Annotated in this window: 17 protein-coding genes; 8 read left to right on the forward strand and 9 right to left on the reverse strand. The window is 70.5% G+C overall.

From position 1 onward, the window contains the following. Positions 1-36: 36 nt before the first annotated feature. A complete protein-coding gene (locus tag QRO03_RS02665; protein WP_285135975.1) occupies positions 37-498 on the forward strand; it encodes a GNAT family N-acetyltransferase in 462 nt (153 codons plus the stop codon). On the opposite strand, the gene ispD is transcribed toward QRO03_RS02665, so the two are convergent. Next, positions 495-1,694: a 2-C-methyl-D-erythritol 4-phosphate cytidylyltransferase gene (gene ispD, locus QRO03_RS02670; RefSeq protein WP_285135976.1), complete on the reverse strand. Its 1,200-nt coding sequence runs from the start codon at positions 1,692-1,694 to the stop codon at positions 495-497. The two genes, QRO03_RS02665 and ispD, sit on opposite strands and share 4 nt — an antisense overlap. A 49-nt stretch (positions 1,695-1,743) precedes the next feature. Continuing rightward, entirely contained in the window at positions 1,744-2,226 is a 483-nt protein-coding gene (locus QRO03_RS02675; RefSeq protein WP_058233016.1) for a CarD family transcriptional regulator, read from the reverse strand. A 205-nt stretch (positions 2,227-2,431) separates the two neighbouring features. On the opposite strand from QRO03_RS02675, the gene QRO03_RS02680 reads away from it, so the two are divergent. Then, positions 2,432-2,998, forward strand: a complete 567-nt coding sequence (locus QRO03_RS02680) for a DNA modification methylase (protein WP_285135978.1) — start codon at positions 2,432-2,434, stop codon at positions 2,996-2,998. 68 nt (positions 2,999-3,066) lie between these two features. Here the strand turns inward: QRO03_RS02680 and QRO03_RS02685 are convergent, their stop codons facing one another. Both QRO03_RS02685 and QRO03_RS02690 read right to left on the reverse strand, forming a co-directional pair. Then, positions 3,067-3,750, reverse strand: a complete 684-nt coding sequence (locus QRO03_RS02685; RefSeq protein WP_058233018.1) for a response regulator — start codon at positions 3,748-3,750, stop codon at positions 3,067-3,069. Further along, entirely contained in the window at positions 3,747-4,961 is a 1,215-nt protein-coding gene (locus QRO03_RS02690; protein WP_285135979.1) for a sensor histidine kinase, read from the reverse strand. Before QRO03_RS02690 ends, QRO03_RS02685 begins: the two co-directional genes overlap by 4 nt. A gap of 172 nt (positions 4,962-5,133) precedes the next feature. Between QRO03_RS02690 and phoU the strand changes: the two genes are divergently transcribed. After that, complete coding sequence (phoU, locus tag QRO03_RS02695; RefSeq protein ID WP_285135980.1) at positions 5,134-5,817, forward strand: phosphate signaling complex protein PhoU; 684 nt, start codon at positions 5,134-5,136, stop codon at positions 5,815-5,817. A gap of 58 nt (positions 5,818-5,875) precedes the next feature. Here the strand turns inward: phoU and QRO03_RS02700 are convergent, their stop codons facing one another. Beyond that, positions 5,876-6,622, reverse strand: coding sequence for a phosphoglyceromutase (locus QRO03_RS02700; protein ID WP_285135981.1), 747 nt, complete (start codon positions 6,620-6,622; stop codon positions 5,876-5,878). Between the two features lie 51 nt (positions 6,623-6,673). Here QRO03_RS02700 and QRO03_RS02705 point away from each other — a divergent pair, with 51 nt between their 5' ends. Continuing rightward, the gene (locus tag QRO03_RS02705; RefSeq protein WP_285135982.1) at positions 6,674-7,471 is read left to right on the forward strand and encodes a class I SAM-dependent methyltransferase; all 798 of its coding nucleotides are present in this window, start codon (positions 6,674-6,676) and stop codon (positions 7,469-7,471) included. A 27-nt stretch (positions 7,472-7,498) separates the two neighbouring features. Here the strand turns inward: QRO03_RS02705 and QRO03_RS02710 are convergent, their stop codons facing one another. The 4 genes from QRO03_RS02710 to QRO03_RS02725 all read right to left on the reverse strand — a co-directional run bounded on the left by QRO03_RS02710 (position 7,499) and on the right by QRO03_RS02725 (position 10,716). Continuing rightward, the gene (locus tag QRO03_RS02710; protein ID WP_285135983.1) at positions 7,499-8,608 is read right to left on the reverse strand and encodes an FUSC family protein; all 1,110 of its coding nucleotides are present in this window, start codon (positions 8,606-8,608) and stop codon (positions 7,499-7,501) included. Beyond that, a complete protein-coding gene (ygfZ, locus tag QRO03_RS02715) occupies positions 8,605-9,693 on the reverse strand; it encodes a CAF17-like 4Fe-4S cluster assembly/insertion protein YgfZ (RefSeq protein WP_285135984.1) in 1,089 nt (362 codons plus the stop codon). Before ygfZ ends, QRO03_RS02710 begins: the two co-directional genes overlap by 4 nt. Positions 9,694-9,695: 2 nt before the next feature. Continuing rightward, positions 9,696-10,295 (reverse strand): heme-binding beta-barrel domain-containing protein, encoded by a 600-nt coding sequence (locus tag QRO03_RS02720; RefSeq protein WP_285135985.1) that lies wholly within the window; start codon positions 10,293-10,295, stop codon positions 9,696-9,698. A gap of 130 nt (positions 10,296-10,425) precedes the next feature. After that, positions 10,426-10,716, reverse strand: coding sequence for a hypothetical protein (locus QRO03_RS02725; RefSeq protein WP_285135986.1), 291 nt, complete (start codon positions 10,714-10,716; stop codon positions 10,426-10,428). 114 nt (positions 10,717-10,830) lie between these two features. Between QRO03_RS02725 and QRO03_RS02730 the strand changes: the two genes are divergently transcribed. From QRO03_RS02730 to QRO03_RS02745, 4 genes are all read left to right on the forward strand, one after another. Continuing rightward, positions 10,831-11,523, forward strand: a complete 693-nt coding sequence (locus tag QRO03_RS02730) for a response regulator transcription factor (protein ID WP_055956528.1) — start codon at positions 10,831-10,833, stop codon at positions 11,521-11,523. Positions 11,524-11,579: 56 nt separating this feature from the next. Continuing rightward, a complete protein-coding gene (locus QRO03_RS02735; RefSeq protein ID WP_285135987.1) occupies positions 11,580-13,748 on the forward strand; it encodes an RNA degradosome polyphosphate kinase in 2,169 nt (722 codons plus the stop codon). Next, positions 13,745-14,683 carry an NUDIX hydrolase gene (locus QRO03_RS02740; protein ID WP_285135988.1) on the forward strand — a complete coding sequence of 313 codons (939 nt, stop codon included), beginning with the start codon at positions 13,745-13,747 and terminating at the stop codon, positions 14,681-14,683. Before QRO03_RS02735 ends, QRO03_RS02740 begins: the two co-directional genes overlap by 4 nt. 161 nt (positions 14,684-14,844) lie before the next feature. After that, entirely contained in the window at positions 14,845-15,192 is a 348-nt protein-coding gene (locus tag QRO03_RS02745; RefSeq protein ID WP_285135989.1) for a 4'-phosphopantetheinyl transferase family protein, read from the forward strand. Positions 15,193-15,302: the final 110 nt, after the last annotated feature.

The following is a 15,302-nucleotide window of genomic DNA, read 5'->3' on the forward strand; positions in this document are numbered from 1 at the left end:
CACCTGGGGGAAACACGCAGCGGATAACGTGCGGGTATGCCCCTGCTCATCCGTCCCGACGACCTCACCGGCGCCGAGACCCGCGCCCTGGTCGCCGCCCACCTGGCGGGGATGCTCGAGAACACCCCGACCGAGAGCATGCACGCCCTCGACGCCGACCGCCTGGGCGCCGACGGCGTCACGGTCTGGTCGGCGTGGGTCGACGACGAATTGGCCGGTATCGGCGCGTGCAAGGACCTCGGCCACGACCGCGCCGAGCTGAAGTCGATGCGTGTCGTCGAGCGCTTCCTCGGTCAGGGGATCGGCCGTGCGATGCTGCGGCACATCATGGAAGATGCTGCGGAGCGCGGCATCCGGAGCCTGTGGCTCGAGACCGGCAGCACCGATGACTTCGCCGCCGCGCGGGGACTGTATGCGAGCGAGGGGTTCCGCGAGTGCGAGGCGTTCGCGCCCTACGAGCCGGATCCGCTGTCGACGTTCATGACCCGCGAACTCTAGAGCGGTACGACGAGAGCCGTGGCGAAGGCCGCGACCCCCTCGGTGCGGCCGGTGAAGCCGAGTCCGTCGGTGGTCGTCGCGCTGACCGACACCGCCGCTCCCCCCAGGGCCGCCGACAGCGTCCGCTCGGCCTCGACGCGACGCGCCGCGAAGCGGGGGCGGTTGGCCTGCACCTGCACCGAGACGTTTCCGACGCGCCACCCCGCTTCTCTGAGCAGCTCCACCGTGTGCGCGAGGAACGCCTCGGCGTGGGCACCGGCGAACTCGGGGCGGTCGGTGCCGAAGTGCGTGCCGATGTCGCCGAGTCCCGCCGCCGCCAGCAGCGCGTCGACGATGGCGTGCGCCACCGCATCGCCGTCGGAGTGACCCGACAGGGCTCGCTCCCCCGGCCATTCGAGGCCCGCGAGCCACAGCGTGCCGTCGCCACCGAACCCGTGCACGTCGGTGCCGATCCCCACCCGGGGTACCGGAACGGACGGGGAGGGGAGGGATGCCGACGGGACGGTCGTGAGCAGGGCGCGTGCGCGCTCGAGGTCGGAGGTGGTGGTGATCTTGAAGGCCACCGCGTCGCCGTCGACGACGACGACATCGTGTCCGGCCGCGGCCACGAGGGCCGCATCGTCGGTGTGGTCGGCATCGACGCCTCGCAGCGCGGCGCGCAGGATCCCGACGCGGAACGCCTGCGGGGTCTGTGCGGCCGCCAACTCGCTCCGGTCGACGGCGGCGACCACACGCCCGTCCGCGTCGACCCGTTTGATCGTGTCGACGACGGGTACGGCGGGGATGACCGCGAGGGCGCCGGCCCCGACGCGCGCGATCACGCGCTCGAACACCGCGGCCGGTGCGAGGGCTCGGGCCGCGTCGTGGATGAGAACCGTGTCGACGCCGTCGTGCAGGACGGCGAGCCCGGCCGCGACGGATTCCTGACGGGTGGTCCCGCCCGCGACGATGGCCACGGGGAGCGGATCACCTTCGGCGGCATCGCGCGCGATGTCGGAAGCGGTCGCCTCGAGACCGGCGGGTACGACGATCACCACCTGCACCGGCCGCGCCTGGAAGACGCCGCGAAGGGCATGGTGAAGGATCGACCGATCGTCGAGGGCCACGAACGCCTTCGGTCCGCCGCCGCGAAGACGGGTACCGGAGCCGGCGGCCACGACGACGACCGCGAAACGCGGGTGGGGGGCGTGGGTCACCCGTTCACGCTAGCGCGACGACACCCGGAGGAGTCGCACGCGACGGGCGTCAGGAGGCGAGGACCTCGTCGAGCACGACGCTCGCGCGGTCTTCGTCGGTCTTCTCGGCCAGAGCGAGCTCGGAGACGAGGATCTGACGGGCCTTCGCCAGCATGCGCTTCTCGCCGGCGGACAGACCGCGGTCCTGGTCGCGGCGCCACAGGTCGCGGACGACCTCGCTCACCTTGATCACGTCACCCGACGCCAGCTTCTCGAGGTTCGCCTTGTAGCGGCGCGACCAGTTGGTCGGCTCCTCGGTGAAGGGTGCGCGCAGCACCTCGAACACGCGGTCGAGACCCTCTCGGCCGATCACGTCACGAACGCCGACGAGGTCGACGTTGTCAGCCGGGACCTCGATGACGAGGTCTCCCTGCGTGACGTTCAGCTTCAAGTACTTCTTCGTCTCGCCCTTGATGACGCGTTCTTTGACCTCGATGATCGTGGCCGCGCCATGGTGCGGGTAAACGACGGTCTCGCCAACCTCAAAAAGCATGGAGTTATGTCCTTTCGGCAACATCCAGGATACCACAGGCGTGCATGCGCTAAGGTTCCGCCCACCCTGCGCCCCTCCCCTCCCGCGCAGGCGCCGCGCGCCCTCACGCACGCGCGGCGGCGCGGGGGGCGCCCGGCGCGAGCCGGACGCGCGCCGGGGACCCCGTAGGATGAAGGGGATGCCGTCTGTCGATCTTGGAGGATCCGTGAAAACGCGCCTGATCGCGTCCGTGGCCCTGGGTGCCGCTGTTCTGCTGGGCACGACGGGGTGCAACCTCATCGCTCCGCAGGCGACCACCATCGACTACTCGGCCTCGGACGGCGTGAACGTCCCCGCCGACGCGGGCCCCCTGTCTGTGCGCAACGCCCTCATCGTCGCCAACGACGACGGCACGACGGGCAACTTGGTTGCCGCCATCGTCAACGACACCACCGATCAGCTGGTGCTGCGCATCGAGGTCGGCGAGGGCTCCTCCGCCGTCCGCGCCGCCGTCAACGTCCCCGCCGGCCGCACGCTCAGCCTCGGCGATCCGACGGACGACGTCGAGCCGCTGCGCCTCGACGACATCGACGCCGTCCCCGGCTCCACGGTTCCGGTGTATTTCCAGTCCGGAGACGGACAGGGATCGCTCATGCAGGTGCCCGTGCTCGACGGTGCCCTCGAGTACCTCGCGCCGCTCGCCCCGACGCCCGAGGCGACCGTGACGATCGCGCCGATCCCGACGAACACGGCGACGCCGACGCCCACCGCGACACCGACGCCCTCTTCCTGACGACGACCGTCTCCTGAGAACGACGAAGGCGCCGACGCATCGCGTCGGCGCCTTCGTCGTTCCCGCACTCACGCCTCGAAGCGATACCCCAGCCCGCGAACGGTGACCAGCATGCTGGGCTCGCTCGGGTTCTGCTCGATGCGCGAACGGATCCGTTTGATGTGCACGTCGAGCGTCTTGGTGTCGCCGAAGTAGTCGGTCCCCCACACGCGGTCGATGAGCTGACCGCGCGTCAGGACGCGGCCCGCGTTGCGCATCAGCACCTCGAGCAGCTCGAACTCCTTCAGCGGCATGTTGATCTCGCCGCCGTCGACGGCCACGGTGTGGCGGTCGATGTCGAGCACCACGCGTCCACCGGCCAGGACGCGGTCGTCCAGGTCGGTGTCGTCGGGTGTGCGACGGCGGAGCACCGCGCGCATGCGCGCCAGCAGCTCGCGCGTCGAGTACGGCTTGGTGACGTAATCGTCCGCACCGAGCTCGAGTCCCACGACGATGTCGACCTCGGAGTCCTTGGCCGTCAGCATGATGATGGGCACCTGCGACGTCAGTCTCAGCTGCCGACAGACCTCGGTACCCGGCATCCCGGGAAGCATGAGGTCCAGCAGCAGGATGTCGGCCCCCCGCTCGCGGAAGGCGGCGAGGGCGAGCGCCCCGTCTTCGGCGATCTCGACCTCGTAGCCTTCGCGGCGCAGCAGGTAGGCCAGCGGGTCGGCCAGATCGGGCTCGTCCTCGACGATCAGAACGCGAGTCATGTGGTTTCTTCTTTCACGGGGGCGGAAGCCGCGGCCATGGCCTTGCGGCCCTTGCGACGCTGCTTCGGACGGACGATGTCGAGATCCGGGGTCTCGGACAGCGGGAGGCGGATGGTGAAGGTCGAGCCGCGGTCGGGCCGCGACCACAGCCGCACCTCGCCGCCGTGGCGCTGCACCGCGTGCTTGACGATCGAGAGGCCGAGTCCGGTGCCGCCCGTGCGGCGCGAACGCGCCTGATCGGCGCGGTAGAACCGCTCGAACACCCGATGCTGGTCGCTCTCGGGAATGCCGATGCCGCGATCGGTGACGGCGATCTCGACGACGTCGACGTCGAGCTTGATGCCGACTCCGACCTTCGAACCCTGGGGCGAATAGGCGATGGCGTTGGCGATGAGGTTGCCCACGGCCTCGGTGAGGATCTGGGGCTCGCCGCGCACCCACAGACCCTTCGTGCCGCCGCGCACGACGACCACCTGCGCGGAGTCGGCCTGCACCGTGTGAGCCTCCACGGCGGCGGTGACGACCTCGTCGATCGACACGTCGCGCACGTCGCGCAGCTCTTCGGACGCCTGGAGCCGCGACAGGCTCAGGATGCGGTTGACCAACGCGCTCAGCCGCGCCACCTCGGCCTGCATGCGCGCGGCGAAGTGGCGCACCTGGTCGGGATCGTCGGACGCCGACTCGATGGCCTCCGCGAGCAGGCTCACGGCACCGACCGGCGTCTTCAGCTCGTGAGAGGTGTTGGCCACGAAATCGCGGCGCATCTCCTCCACCCGCTCGCGTTCGGTGATGTCGCGCAGCACGACGAGCGTGAGCCGGTTCGAGATCGGCGTGGCACGCACGGCCACGAGCCGGGCCTCCGCGGGGGCGGCGCCGCGGCGCAGCCGGAGATTCTCGGCGACGGCGGCGCCCGTGTCGCGGGCGACCCGTGCCACCCGCTTCAACTCGTCGCTGGAGACGAGCTCCCCCGTGTGCACACCGAACACCTCGGCGGCGGGCGAGAGCGCCAGCACCGTCGAGGACATGTCGCACACGAACGCGGGGTCGTCCATCGCCTCGAGCATCGCGTCGACGCCCTCCGGGACATCGATCGACGTCTCGGCCCGAGAACGGTCCCGGGCCCGCAGCGCGGCGACGATGAGGCCGACCATCGCGGCTCCGATCAACACGCCTGCGAAGATCGAGAGCAGCACGAGCTGCGGTTGTTGCATGCCCCCAGCGTAAACGCGAGGATGCGGCTTCACCCGCCGTTCACCCCCGCGCGCGCTCACGCGGACGCTACTATTCACTGTCACAGCACCACTCGTTAACCTTCCCTGGACAGAATCCCGGAGGGTTGCGGGACACCTATGTGCCGTGCCGCCGACGAGGAAGGTACCCGCCATGCGCGAAGTATTCCACCAGTCCCTCGAGGACGTTCAGAACCGCCTGGTCGAGATCGCCGACCTCGTGACCATCGCGATCGACCGTGCCACGCGCGCGTTCGGCACGAGTGACGTCGCCCTCGCCGAAGAAGTCATCGAAGCAGACGCGATCATCGACGAGAAGGCCGTCGCCCTCGACGAGCTGGCCATCGAGATCCTCGCCCGCCAGCAGCCGGTCGCGCGTGACCTGCGCATCGTCGTCACCGCCCTGCGGGTGAGCGCGTCGCTCGAGCGCATGGGCGACATGGCCGAGCACATCGCCCAGCTCGCCCGGTCGCGCTTCCCCGAGCGCGCGATCCCCAAGGGCCTCAAGTCGACGTTCACCCGCATGGGCGAGCTCGACGTCGAGGTCGCGCGCAAGCTCGCCGAGCTGCTGCGCACGCAGGACCTGCGCGTGGCCGAGGCGATCCGCGACGCCGACGACGACATCGACGAACTGCACCTCAGCGTCTTCGAGAAGGTCCTGGGTGACTCCTGGAAGGGCGAGGCGACCGCCACGGTCGATGCGACCCTGGCGAGCCGTTACCACGAGCGTTTCGCCGACCACGCGGTCTCCGTCGCCAAGAAGGTCACCTACCTCGCGACCGGCGACTGGGCCGGTGCCGACGAAGACGTTTCCTACGAGCCCACCCCGGCCATCTGAGCACGCACGACGAAGGGGGTGGATGCCGATCGGCATCCACCCCCTTCGTCATGCGGTGTCAGTGCTTGTTGCCCTGAGCGGCCACGGCGGCGGCGCCGGCCGCGGCGGCCTCGGGATCGAGGTACTCCCCCGGTCCGACCGGGGTGAGGTCGTCGTTGAGCCGGTAGACGAGCGGGATGCCCGTGGGGATGTTCAACTCGGCGATGTCGGCGTCGCTGATGCCCTCGAGGTGCTTCACCAGACCGCGCAGCGAGTTGCCGTGCGCGGTGACGAGCACCGTCTTGCCGGCCTGGAGGTCGGGCACGATGTCGCTGTGCCAGTACGGCAGCATGCGGTCGATGACGATCTTCAGCGACTCGGTGTCGGGCACCTCGCCGTCGATGCCGTCGTAGCGGGGGTCGCCGACCTGGCTGTACGGGTCGTCGGCGGGCAGGGCGGGCGGCGGCACGTCGAACGAGCGACGCCACAGCATGAACTGGTCGTTGCCGAACTCCTCGAGGGTCTGCGCCTTGTCCTTGCCCTGCAGAGCGCCGTAGTGGCGCTCGTTGAGGCGCCACGAGCGCTTCACGGGGATCCAGAGGCGGTCGGCCGCGTCGAGGGCGATGTTCGCCGTCTGGATGGCACGGCTGAGCACCGAGGTGTGCAGCACGTCGGGCAGCACGCCGGACTCGGCGAGCAGCTCGCCTCCGCGCTTCGCCTCGGCCTTGCCCTGGTCGGTGAGTCGCACGTCGACCCAGCCGGTGAACTGGTTGGTCTTGTTCCACTCGCTCTGCCCGTGGCGGAGGAGGATCAGCGTGTGAGGCATGACTCCATGCTATCGACGCGGAGGCGTCGACCAGGAGCTGCGGCTGGCATCATGTCGGACGTGACCTCCTCCCCCGTCGGCCGTCCCACCCGCGGCACGACCGGGGTCAACCGCCTGCGGCGCGTCGATCGCTGGATCGCCCGTCATCCGGCGCTGCGCCGCAGCGACGACCCGCTGGTCGTCGACCTGGGCTTCGGCGCGAGCGCGGTCACGCCCCTCGAACTGCACGCCCGCCTCGTCCGTGAGCGGCCGGATGCCACGGTGCTCGGGCTCGAGATCGATGCCGACCGCGTGGCCCGTGCGCGCGAGCAGGCCGCCGGAGTCGCGGGGGTGTCCTTCGCCCGCGGCGGATTCGAGGTGCCCACGGCCCCCGGACGACGCCCCGCGATCATCCGCGCCATGAACGTGCTGCGGCAGTACGACGAGCCGGACGTCGTCGGCGCCTGGGCGCGCATGTGCGCGCGCCTGCAGCCGGGCGGCATCCTGGTCGAGGGCACGTGCGACGAGATCGGTCGCATCGTCACGTGGGCGGAGGTGGGGGCCGATGCCGTGCCCCGGAGCCTGACGATCTCGCTGCGACTCGCCGGACTCGACAGCCCCGCCATCGCCGCCGAGCGCTTGCCCAAAGCCCTGATCCATCGCAATGTCGAGGGCGAGAGGGTGCACGCGTTCCTGGCATCCCTCGACCGGGAGTGGACGCGCGCCGCGGCGGTGGCGCCGTTCGGTGCCGCGCACCGTTGGCGCACCGCGATGACGGGGATGCAGGATGCCGGCTGGCCGCTCGTGCGCCGCGAGCGCTGGCGGCTGGGCGAGGTCGGTGTCGCGTGGGAGGCCGTCGCGCCGCGGTGAGCGGGGCGGTCGGGCCGGGGCGCCACCTCAGATCCGAGGGAGCAACTCGCGTGCCTCGGCGGAGGGCATTCCGGCCGCGGTCAGCAGATCGACGGCGAGCGGTCGCATGGCGGCGACGAGATTGAGTTCGCCCACTCCGCCGTCCGGGAGGAGCGCTGCCGGATCGAGGCGACGGATGACGCCGACCACCGCCGAGCGCGCGGCCGGCTCGAGCGAGATGTCGTCGAGGCTGTCGCGCACCAGCGACGCGCCACTCGCGAGCTCCGCCAGCAGGTCCGCCGGTATCGGTCGCGTCTCACCGTCCGCGCACAGGTAGGCCGCGCGGCGGGCCACGACACGCAGGTTGCGCGTGGCCAGGTCGAGGGACTGCCGCACCCGCTCATGGCGCTGCAGCTCGGTGCGCTGGCGTCGGAGGAACGGCGAGATGCGCGCCACCTCGCGTCCCGACTCCAGCGACCCGGTCCACGCGTCGACATACGTCTGCAGCGACCGGGCACGCTCGAGGCCGCGCTCGGCCCGGACGCGGTCGCCCCGGCGCAGCGCCCGCACGATCGTCGCCATCGCGACCTCGAGTGCGTCGAACAGCTCGTCGGCGTCGCGCAATTCGGTGCGCCGCAGCGTCCGCGGGATCAGGGCCGTGACGATGAGCGCCGCGACCCCGCCGATCGCGCCGTCGACCAGGCGCAGGAACGGCGCGCCGGTGACCACGACAAGGGCGATCAGCGACTGCACCACCGCCGCCAAGGCGAAACCCGGCTGAGGCGAGAGGAACCGCGCGACCAGCAGCGTCGTCGTCATGGCGACGGCGATCTGCCACCAGCCGGCGCCCGCGGTGACCAGCACGATCTCGGCGATGAGGATGCCGACCAGCATGCCCATGACGGTCTCGGCGACGCGCCACGGGCGTGCATCGCGCACGAGACCCAGACTCGAGACCGTCACGGTCGCCGCGAGCAGCGGTACCGGGTGCCCGAGCACGAAGTGCGCGAACGCGTACGCCGCGGTGGCGGCGACGACGATCTGCGAGATCGCCGGGAGCGACTCCCGCACGCGCGCGACGCGACGTCGGAGCGTGGAGCGCAGACGTGAACGGGGAACGACGACCCCGACGGTCGTCGAGGAGTCGTCGGCGGTCATTCAGCCGCGCGGCGGCGTCCGAGGCGGGGCATCCGCGGAATCGACGCGGTGGCCCCCGCGTCGGCCGGGACGACCGTCTCGGCCGCGGCGGCGAGCGGACCGTCTGCGGTGTCGACGACGAGCGGCACGCCCTCGGGTGCGGTGCGCTTGACGAGGGCGAGGGCGATCGGCCCCTCCTCGTGGTGCACGGCGACGGAGGTGATCGCGCCGATCACGGTGTCACCCGCGCGCACGGCGTCGCCGCGGGCGGGCAGGACGTTGTCGCTGCCGTCGAGCTGCAGGGCCACCACCCGGCGGGGCGGGTGCCCGAGGTTATGGACCTTGGCCACCGTCTCCTGGCCGCGGTAGCACCCTTTCGACAGGTGCACCGCGGTGCGCAACCAGTCCATCTCGTGCGGGAGCAGGCGTTCGTCGGCGTCGACCCCGACGCGCGGACGCCACGCGGCGACCCGCAGGGCGTCGACGGCATCCAGACCCGCCAACGCGATCTCGCCGCGGACCGCGCCGTCGAGCACGCCGGCGAACTCCTCGGCATCCACGATCGCCTCGGCCCAGTCGCGCTCGGCACCGGGGTGCGGTTCGACGCGGGCGTACGCCCAGCCGCCGGGTGAGACCGCCGGCCAGGGGTCGACCCAGACGGGGGCGACGGCGCGCAGTGCCTCGACGGCCGCGCGCGTTCCGCCCACGACGACGAGATCGTCGGAGCGGTCCCGCACCTCGACCCGGAGGCGGAAGCGCATGCGGGTCAGCCAGGTCGCGAGGGCCCCGGCGTCGGTCGCGTCGACGAGGAGCCACGTCGTCTCGCCGTCGTCGACCACCGAGGCCGCGTGCTCCACACGGCCCTGGGGATCGAGGATCAGCAGCTCGGTGGACACTCCGGGTGCCAGATGCGTCAGGGCCTGCGACGAGAGGGAGTCGAGCCAGCTGCGGCGATCCTCTCCGCCGACCGAGATCACGCGTCGGTCCCCGAGGGGTGCGAGCGCGGATCCGGACGCCAGTCGTCGCTGCTCGGCGACGGGCGAGCCCACGTGGCGCAGACCGCGGTCATCGACCACGGCGCCGGGGACGTCGATGAGGGAGACCATGATCACTCCGCCCGCGCGAGACGCGCCGAGGCGTGCGAACCGAGTTCGCGACCCAGGGCGGCGATGTCCCACGCCCACAGCAGGTGGTTGTCGACCAGTCCGTACAGGCGCGTCGCGGCGGCGTACGGCTTCGCTCCGGCGGTGCGCACGACGGCATCCGTCGCCAGATCGATGCGCGGACCCTTCACCTGACCGACGTAGAGCTCCAGGATGCCGTCGGCGTGCGCCAGGCTCACCTCGATGTCGAAGCCGCCGTCGGCGTTTCGCAGGGCCTCGACGTCGTCGGCCGTGCGGGACACGGGCGGCTGCGTGGCCGGAAGGAGCCCGGGGCCGGCATCGGCATCACCGACCGGTCGCGCCAGGCGCCAGTAGCCGATCTCGGACACCAGGGGGCGACGTTCTTCGCCGTCGAGGAGCCAGGCATCGGCGGAGTAGTTCAGGAAGGCGCCGCCGTCGTGGCTGAAGCTCACGCGGTGCGCGAATTCCCCCGAGAAGGCACGGTCATCGGCCTCATAGGCGATGACGCCGGTGCCTTCCCAGACGCCGACGAGCCACGAGAGGGGAACGAGGTCGGCCGGGAGGTCGGTCGGGATCTCGATCACGGCGCGCTCAGCGCTGGCCGCGATAGAGGTTCCAGATGACCGTTCCGGACACGAAGGCGATCGCCAGCGAGGCGAGGCCGAGAAGTCCCACGAAGAACAGTTCGAGCGCGAGGAGGTCCATGCCCCAACTCTAGCCCGAGACCAGGGATGCCAGACCGAAACCGATCGTGATCACTCCGAGCACGACGAGCGCGCCCAGCGAGCTCAACGCCATCCGCTGGATGAACGCCTGCGACCGGCCGTACCAGAGCTGCACGGCGAACGACACGATCACGCACCCGCCGAGGGCCACCGCGATCCACTGCGCGCGCCACTGCTCGGGGGCGAAGATGCCGATGAGCACGCCCGCGACCACCGCCAGCACCCAGACCGCGACGACACCGGCATAGGTGCGGCGCGGGGCGAGGTCGGGAGTCGACATGCCCCCATCATCACTCAGGACCCCCGCCGCGCGCACGCGCAGCGCCGGTGATGAGGCCGCGGCGTCGTCGCCCTAAGATGATCGGGTGCGCGACACGCCGCACGGGAGGTCCTCTTGGCACAGCTTCTGGTACTCAGCTCCGCCCCGGGCGGCGGCGCTGCCCTGCCCGCGCTCGAATTGCTGAGCCACCGCGTGCGGCAGATCCCGGCCGAGGCCGCACAACTGGTCAACGCCCCCAGCGCCGACGTCATCTTCGTCGACGCGCGATTCGACCTCGTCGGCGCGAAGTCGCTGTGCAAGATCATGTCGACCACCGGCATCGAGGCGCCGTTGGTGCTCATCATCACCGAGGGGGGTCTCACGGCGGTCTCCACCGACTGGGGCATCGACGACGTCGTGCTCGTGGGTGCGGGTCCCGCCGAGATCGACGCCCGTATCCGCCTGGCCATGGGACGGCAGACGGCCGATCAGGTGTCGACGCGCATCCAGACCTCGGGCATCACCATCGACGAGTCCTCGTACTCGGCGAAGGTCCACGGCAAGCCGCTCGACCTCACCTACAAGGAATTCCAGCTCCTGCACTTCTTCGCCACGCATCCCTCGCGGGTCTTCACGCGCGAGCAGCTGCTGAGCGAGGTGTGGGGCTACGACTATTTCGGCGGCACCCGCACCGTCGACGTGCACGTGCGACGTCTGCGCGCGAAGCTCGGCGATCTCGAGCAGCTCATCGGCACCGTGCGCAACGTCGGCTACCGCTTCAACGTGTACGAGGACGACGCTCCCGTCGCGGCATCCGCCCCCGTCTGACCCGGCGCGTACCGCCCGTTCACTCCCGTGTCACCGACCCCTGCAATGATGTGGGAATGATGGAACACGACGTGCTGGACACCGGGCTGGGCGACGCCGACGACGACGACTTCGACGAGGCCGTCGAAGCCGAAGACGACCAGTTGCCCGATCACCGGTACCTCGACCGCGAGGTGAGCTGGTTGGCGTTCAACCAGCGCGTCCTCGAGCTGGCGGAGGACCCCGCCGTCCCGGTGCTCGAGCGCGCGAACTTCCTCGCCATCTTCGCCAGCAACCTCGACGAGTTCTTCATGGTTCGCGTTGCGGGGCTCAAGCGCCGCATCGTCACCGGTCTCGCTGTGCCCACCAACGTCGGTCGCGCACCTCTCGACGTGCTCGCCGACATCTCGGCCGAGGCCCACCGCCTGCAGCTGCGTCACGCGGCGGCGTGGACCGAGAAGGTGCGGCCCGCTCTCGCCGAGGCCGGCATCGAGGTCGTGTCGTGGGATTCGCTCGACGAAGAGACAGCGGCTCGGCTGACGGAGTACTTCCAGCGCAACGTCTTCCCGGTGTTGATGCCGCTCGCCGTCGATCCGGCCCACCCCTTCCCCTACATCTCGGGGCTCTCGCTCAACCTCGCCATCCGCATCCGCAACGCCCGCACCGGTCGCCAGGAGTTCGCGCGCCTCAAGGTGCCGCCGATGCTGCCGCGCTTCGTCGAGATCTGGGGCGAGGGCTCGGGCGTGCGGTACCTGCCCCTCGAAGAGCTGATCTCCAACCACCTCGAAGATCTCTTCCCCGGGATGGAGGTGCTCGATCACCACGCCTTCCGCCTCACGCGCAACGAAGACATGACGATCGAAGAAGACGAGACCGAGAACCTCATCCAGGCACTCGAGGCCGAACTGCTGCGACGCCGCTTCGGTCCTCCCATCCGCCTCGAGATCACCGAGGACATGGATGACGTCACCCGTTCGCTGCTGCTGAGCGAGCTCGACATCACCGAGCAGGAGGTGTACCGGCTGCCCGGAGCACTCGACCTGCGGGGACTCTTCGACCTCTCGCGCATCGACCGCCCCGACCTGCGCTACCCCCCGCACGTGCCCCGGACCGCGTTGCCCTTCGCGCCGGCGGAGCAGAACGGCCGCGCCGACCTGTTCGGCGCGATCCGCAAGGCGGACGTGCTCGTGCACCACCCGTACGAGTCGTTCGCGACCAGCGTGCAGGCGTTCCTCGAGCAGGCCGCGCGCGACCCGCACGTGCTCGCCATCAAACAGACCCTCTACCGCACGTCGGGCGACAGCCCCATCGTGCAGGCCCTCATCGACGCCGCAGAGGCGGGCAAGCAGGTTCTGGCGCTCGTCGAGGTCAAGGCGCGATTCGACGAGGCGAACAACATCGTCTGGGCCCGCAAGCTCGAGAAGGCCGGCGTCCACGTCGTCTACGGCCTCGTGGGGCTGAAGACGCACTGCAAGCTCGCCCTCGTCATCCGCGAAGAAGAGGGGCGACTGCGTCACTACAGCCACGTCGGCACGGGCAACTACAACCCCAAGACGAGCCGCATCTACGAGGACTTCGGGCTCTTCACCGTCGACGATCAGGTGGGTCGCGACCTCACCCGCCTGTTCAACGAGCTCAGCGGCTACGCCATCGAGAAGAAGTTCAAGCGCCTGCTGGTCGCGCCGCTGCACCTGCGCAAGGGGCTGCTGCGCCACATCGACAAGGAGCGCCGCAACGCCCTCGAGGGGAAGCCGTCGGGCGTGCGCATCAAGGTCAACTCGATGGTCGATGAGGAGATCATCGACGCGTTGTACCGCGCCAGCCAGGCCGGAGTCCCGGTCGAGGTGTGGGTGCGTGGCATCTGCTCGATCAAGCCCGGAGTGCCCGGCATGAGCGAGACCATCACGGTGCGCTCGATCCTCGGCCGCTACCTCGAGCACTCGCGCATCTTCTCGTTCGAGAACGACGGCGACCGGCAGATCTACATCGGCAGCGCCGACATGATGCACCGCAACCTCGATCGCCGCGTCGAAGCGCTCGTGCGGGTCGTCGACGAGATCCAGCTGAGCGAGCTCACCGCGCTGTTCGACCTCGCGATGGACGACGGCACGAGCTCCTGGCACCTCGGGTCGGAGGGCGAGTGGACGCGTCACAGCGTCGCCGCCGACGGCACCGCCCTCATCGACCTGCAGGAGCACACGATGTCGCGCGTCCAGCGAAAGCGCCGCACCCGGACGGCCCGATGACGGAAACCGCCGTCTACGCAGCCGGCGGCGTCGTGTGGCGCCGCGTCGAGGGCAAGCTGCGCATCCTGCTCATCCACCGCACCAAGTACCGCGATCTCACCCTGCCCAAGGGCAAGGTCGATCCCGGCGAGACGCTCGCCGAGACGGCGGTCCGCGAGATCCGCGAAGAGACCGGCATCCGGGTGGCACTCGGGGTCCCGGTGGGCGTCTCCCGCTACCGCATGCCCAACTCGCGTACGAAGATCGTGCACTATTGGGCGGCCGAGGCCACTGACGCGGCGGTGCGCACGTCGTCGTTCGTGCCCAACAAAGAGGTCGCGGCGATCGAGTGGATGAGCATGAAGAAGGCGCGAAAGCACCTGAGCTACCCCGTCGACATCGAGATCCTCGACGAATTCGCCCGCATCGTCGACGAACAGGCGCTGCCGACGTTCCCGATCGTCGTGCTGCGCCACGGCAAGGCGCGCTCACGCGACGAGTGGGACGGCGACGACACGGATCGCCCGCTCAACGCGCGCGGGCGCAAACAGGCCGAGGCCATCGTCGGACCCCTGCTGGCGTTCGGAGTGCGTCGGGTGCTGTCGAGCCCCGCCGAACGCTGCGTGCGCACCGCCACCCCGATCGCCCAGGCAATCGGTCAACGGGTGCAGCTGACGACCGACATCAGCCAGGATGCCTGGGAGCAGGGCCGCGCCGATGCCCGCTCCGTCATCGGCCAGCGGGTGCGCGCGCGCAAACCCGTGGTCCTGACGAGTCACGGTCCCGTGCTGCCGGCCCTTCTGAACGAGCTCGCCCTCGCGACAGGGACGATGAGCGGCTCCTACCTCGGCAGCGCGTCCACCCTCGAGCCGGGTGCGTTCTCGGTCGCCCACGTTCCGGTCGAGCATCCGGGCGCGGGCATCGTGGCGATCGAGACGCACGAACCGCGAGCGTGACCCTGCCGCCGTGCATCCGCGTCGCATGGCGGGAGGTTCCCCTCGACGCGCCGCGGCGGGAGAGCTCCCGCGCACTCCTCGCGGAGCTGCTCCCGGCCGCCCGGTTCGTCTCGCGGTGCGCATTGTGCGGAGGTGACCACGGGCGAATCAGCGTGGAAGGCGTGGATACCGCGGTGTCGGTGTCATACGTCCCCGGGTGGGCCGTCGTCGCCGTGACCGACGCACCCGGGCGCATCGGCATCGATGCGGTGCCGGCGGATGCCGCGGGACTCGACAGTGTGCTGCCCGGTGCCGCGGATGCGCGGGCCTGGGCGCGTGTGGAGGCGGTGTTGAAGGCGGACGGGCGCGGACTGGCCGTCGACCCGGCGCGGGTCGCCGTCCACGAGAGCGCGGACGGGTGGCGGGCGAGGGTCGTCGAGTCCCCGGACTCCCGGGATGCCGCCGCGGAGTGGCGAGGGTGGGACCTCGACGGTCCCGCGGGTGTCGTGGTGGCCGTCGCGGTCGGCTGATCTCGTGGCGCTCCCGCAGGGGTCGAAGTGGGCGCGCCCGTCGACGTGACCGGACCACATCCGAAGTCGTTCATGGTCCACCGCGTGCGCGGCTGGAGCACATGACCTCA

This window comes from Microbacterium sp. lyk4-40-TSB-66, from assembly GCF_030209475.1.
GTDB lineage: Bacteria > Actinomycetota > Actinomycetes > Actinomycetales > Microbacteriaceae > Microbacterium.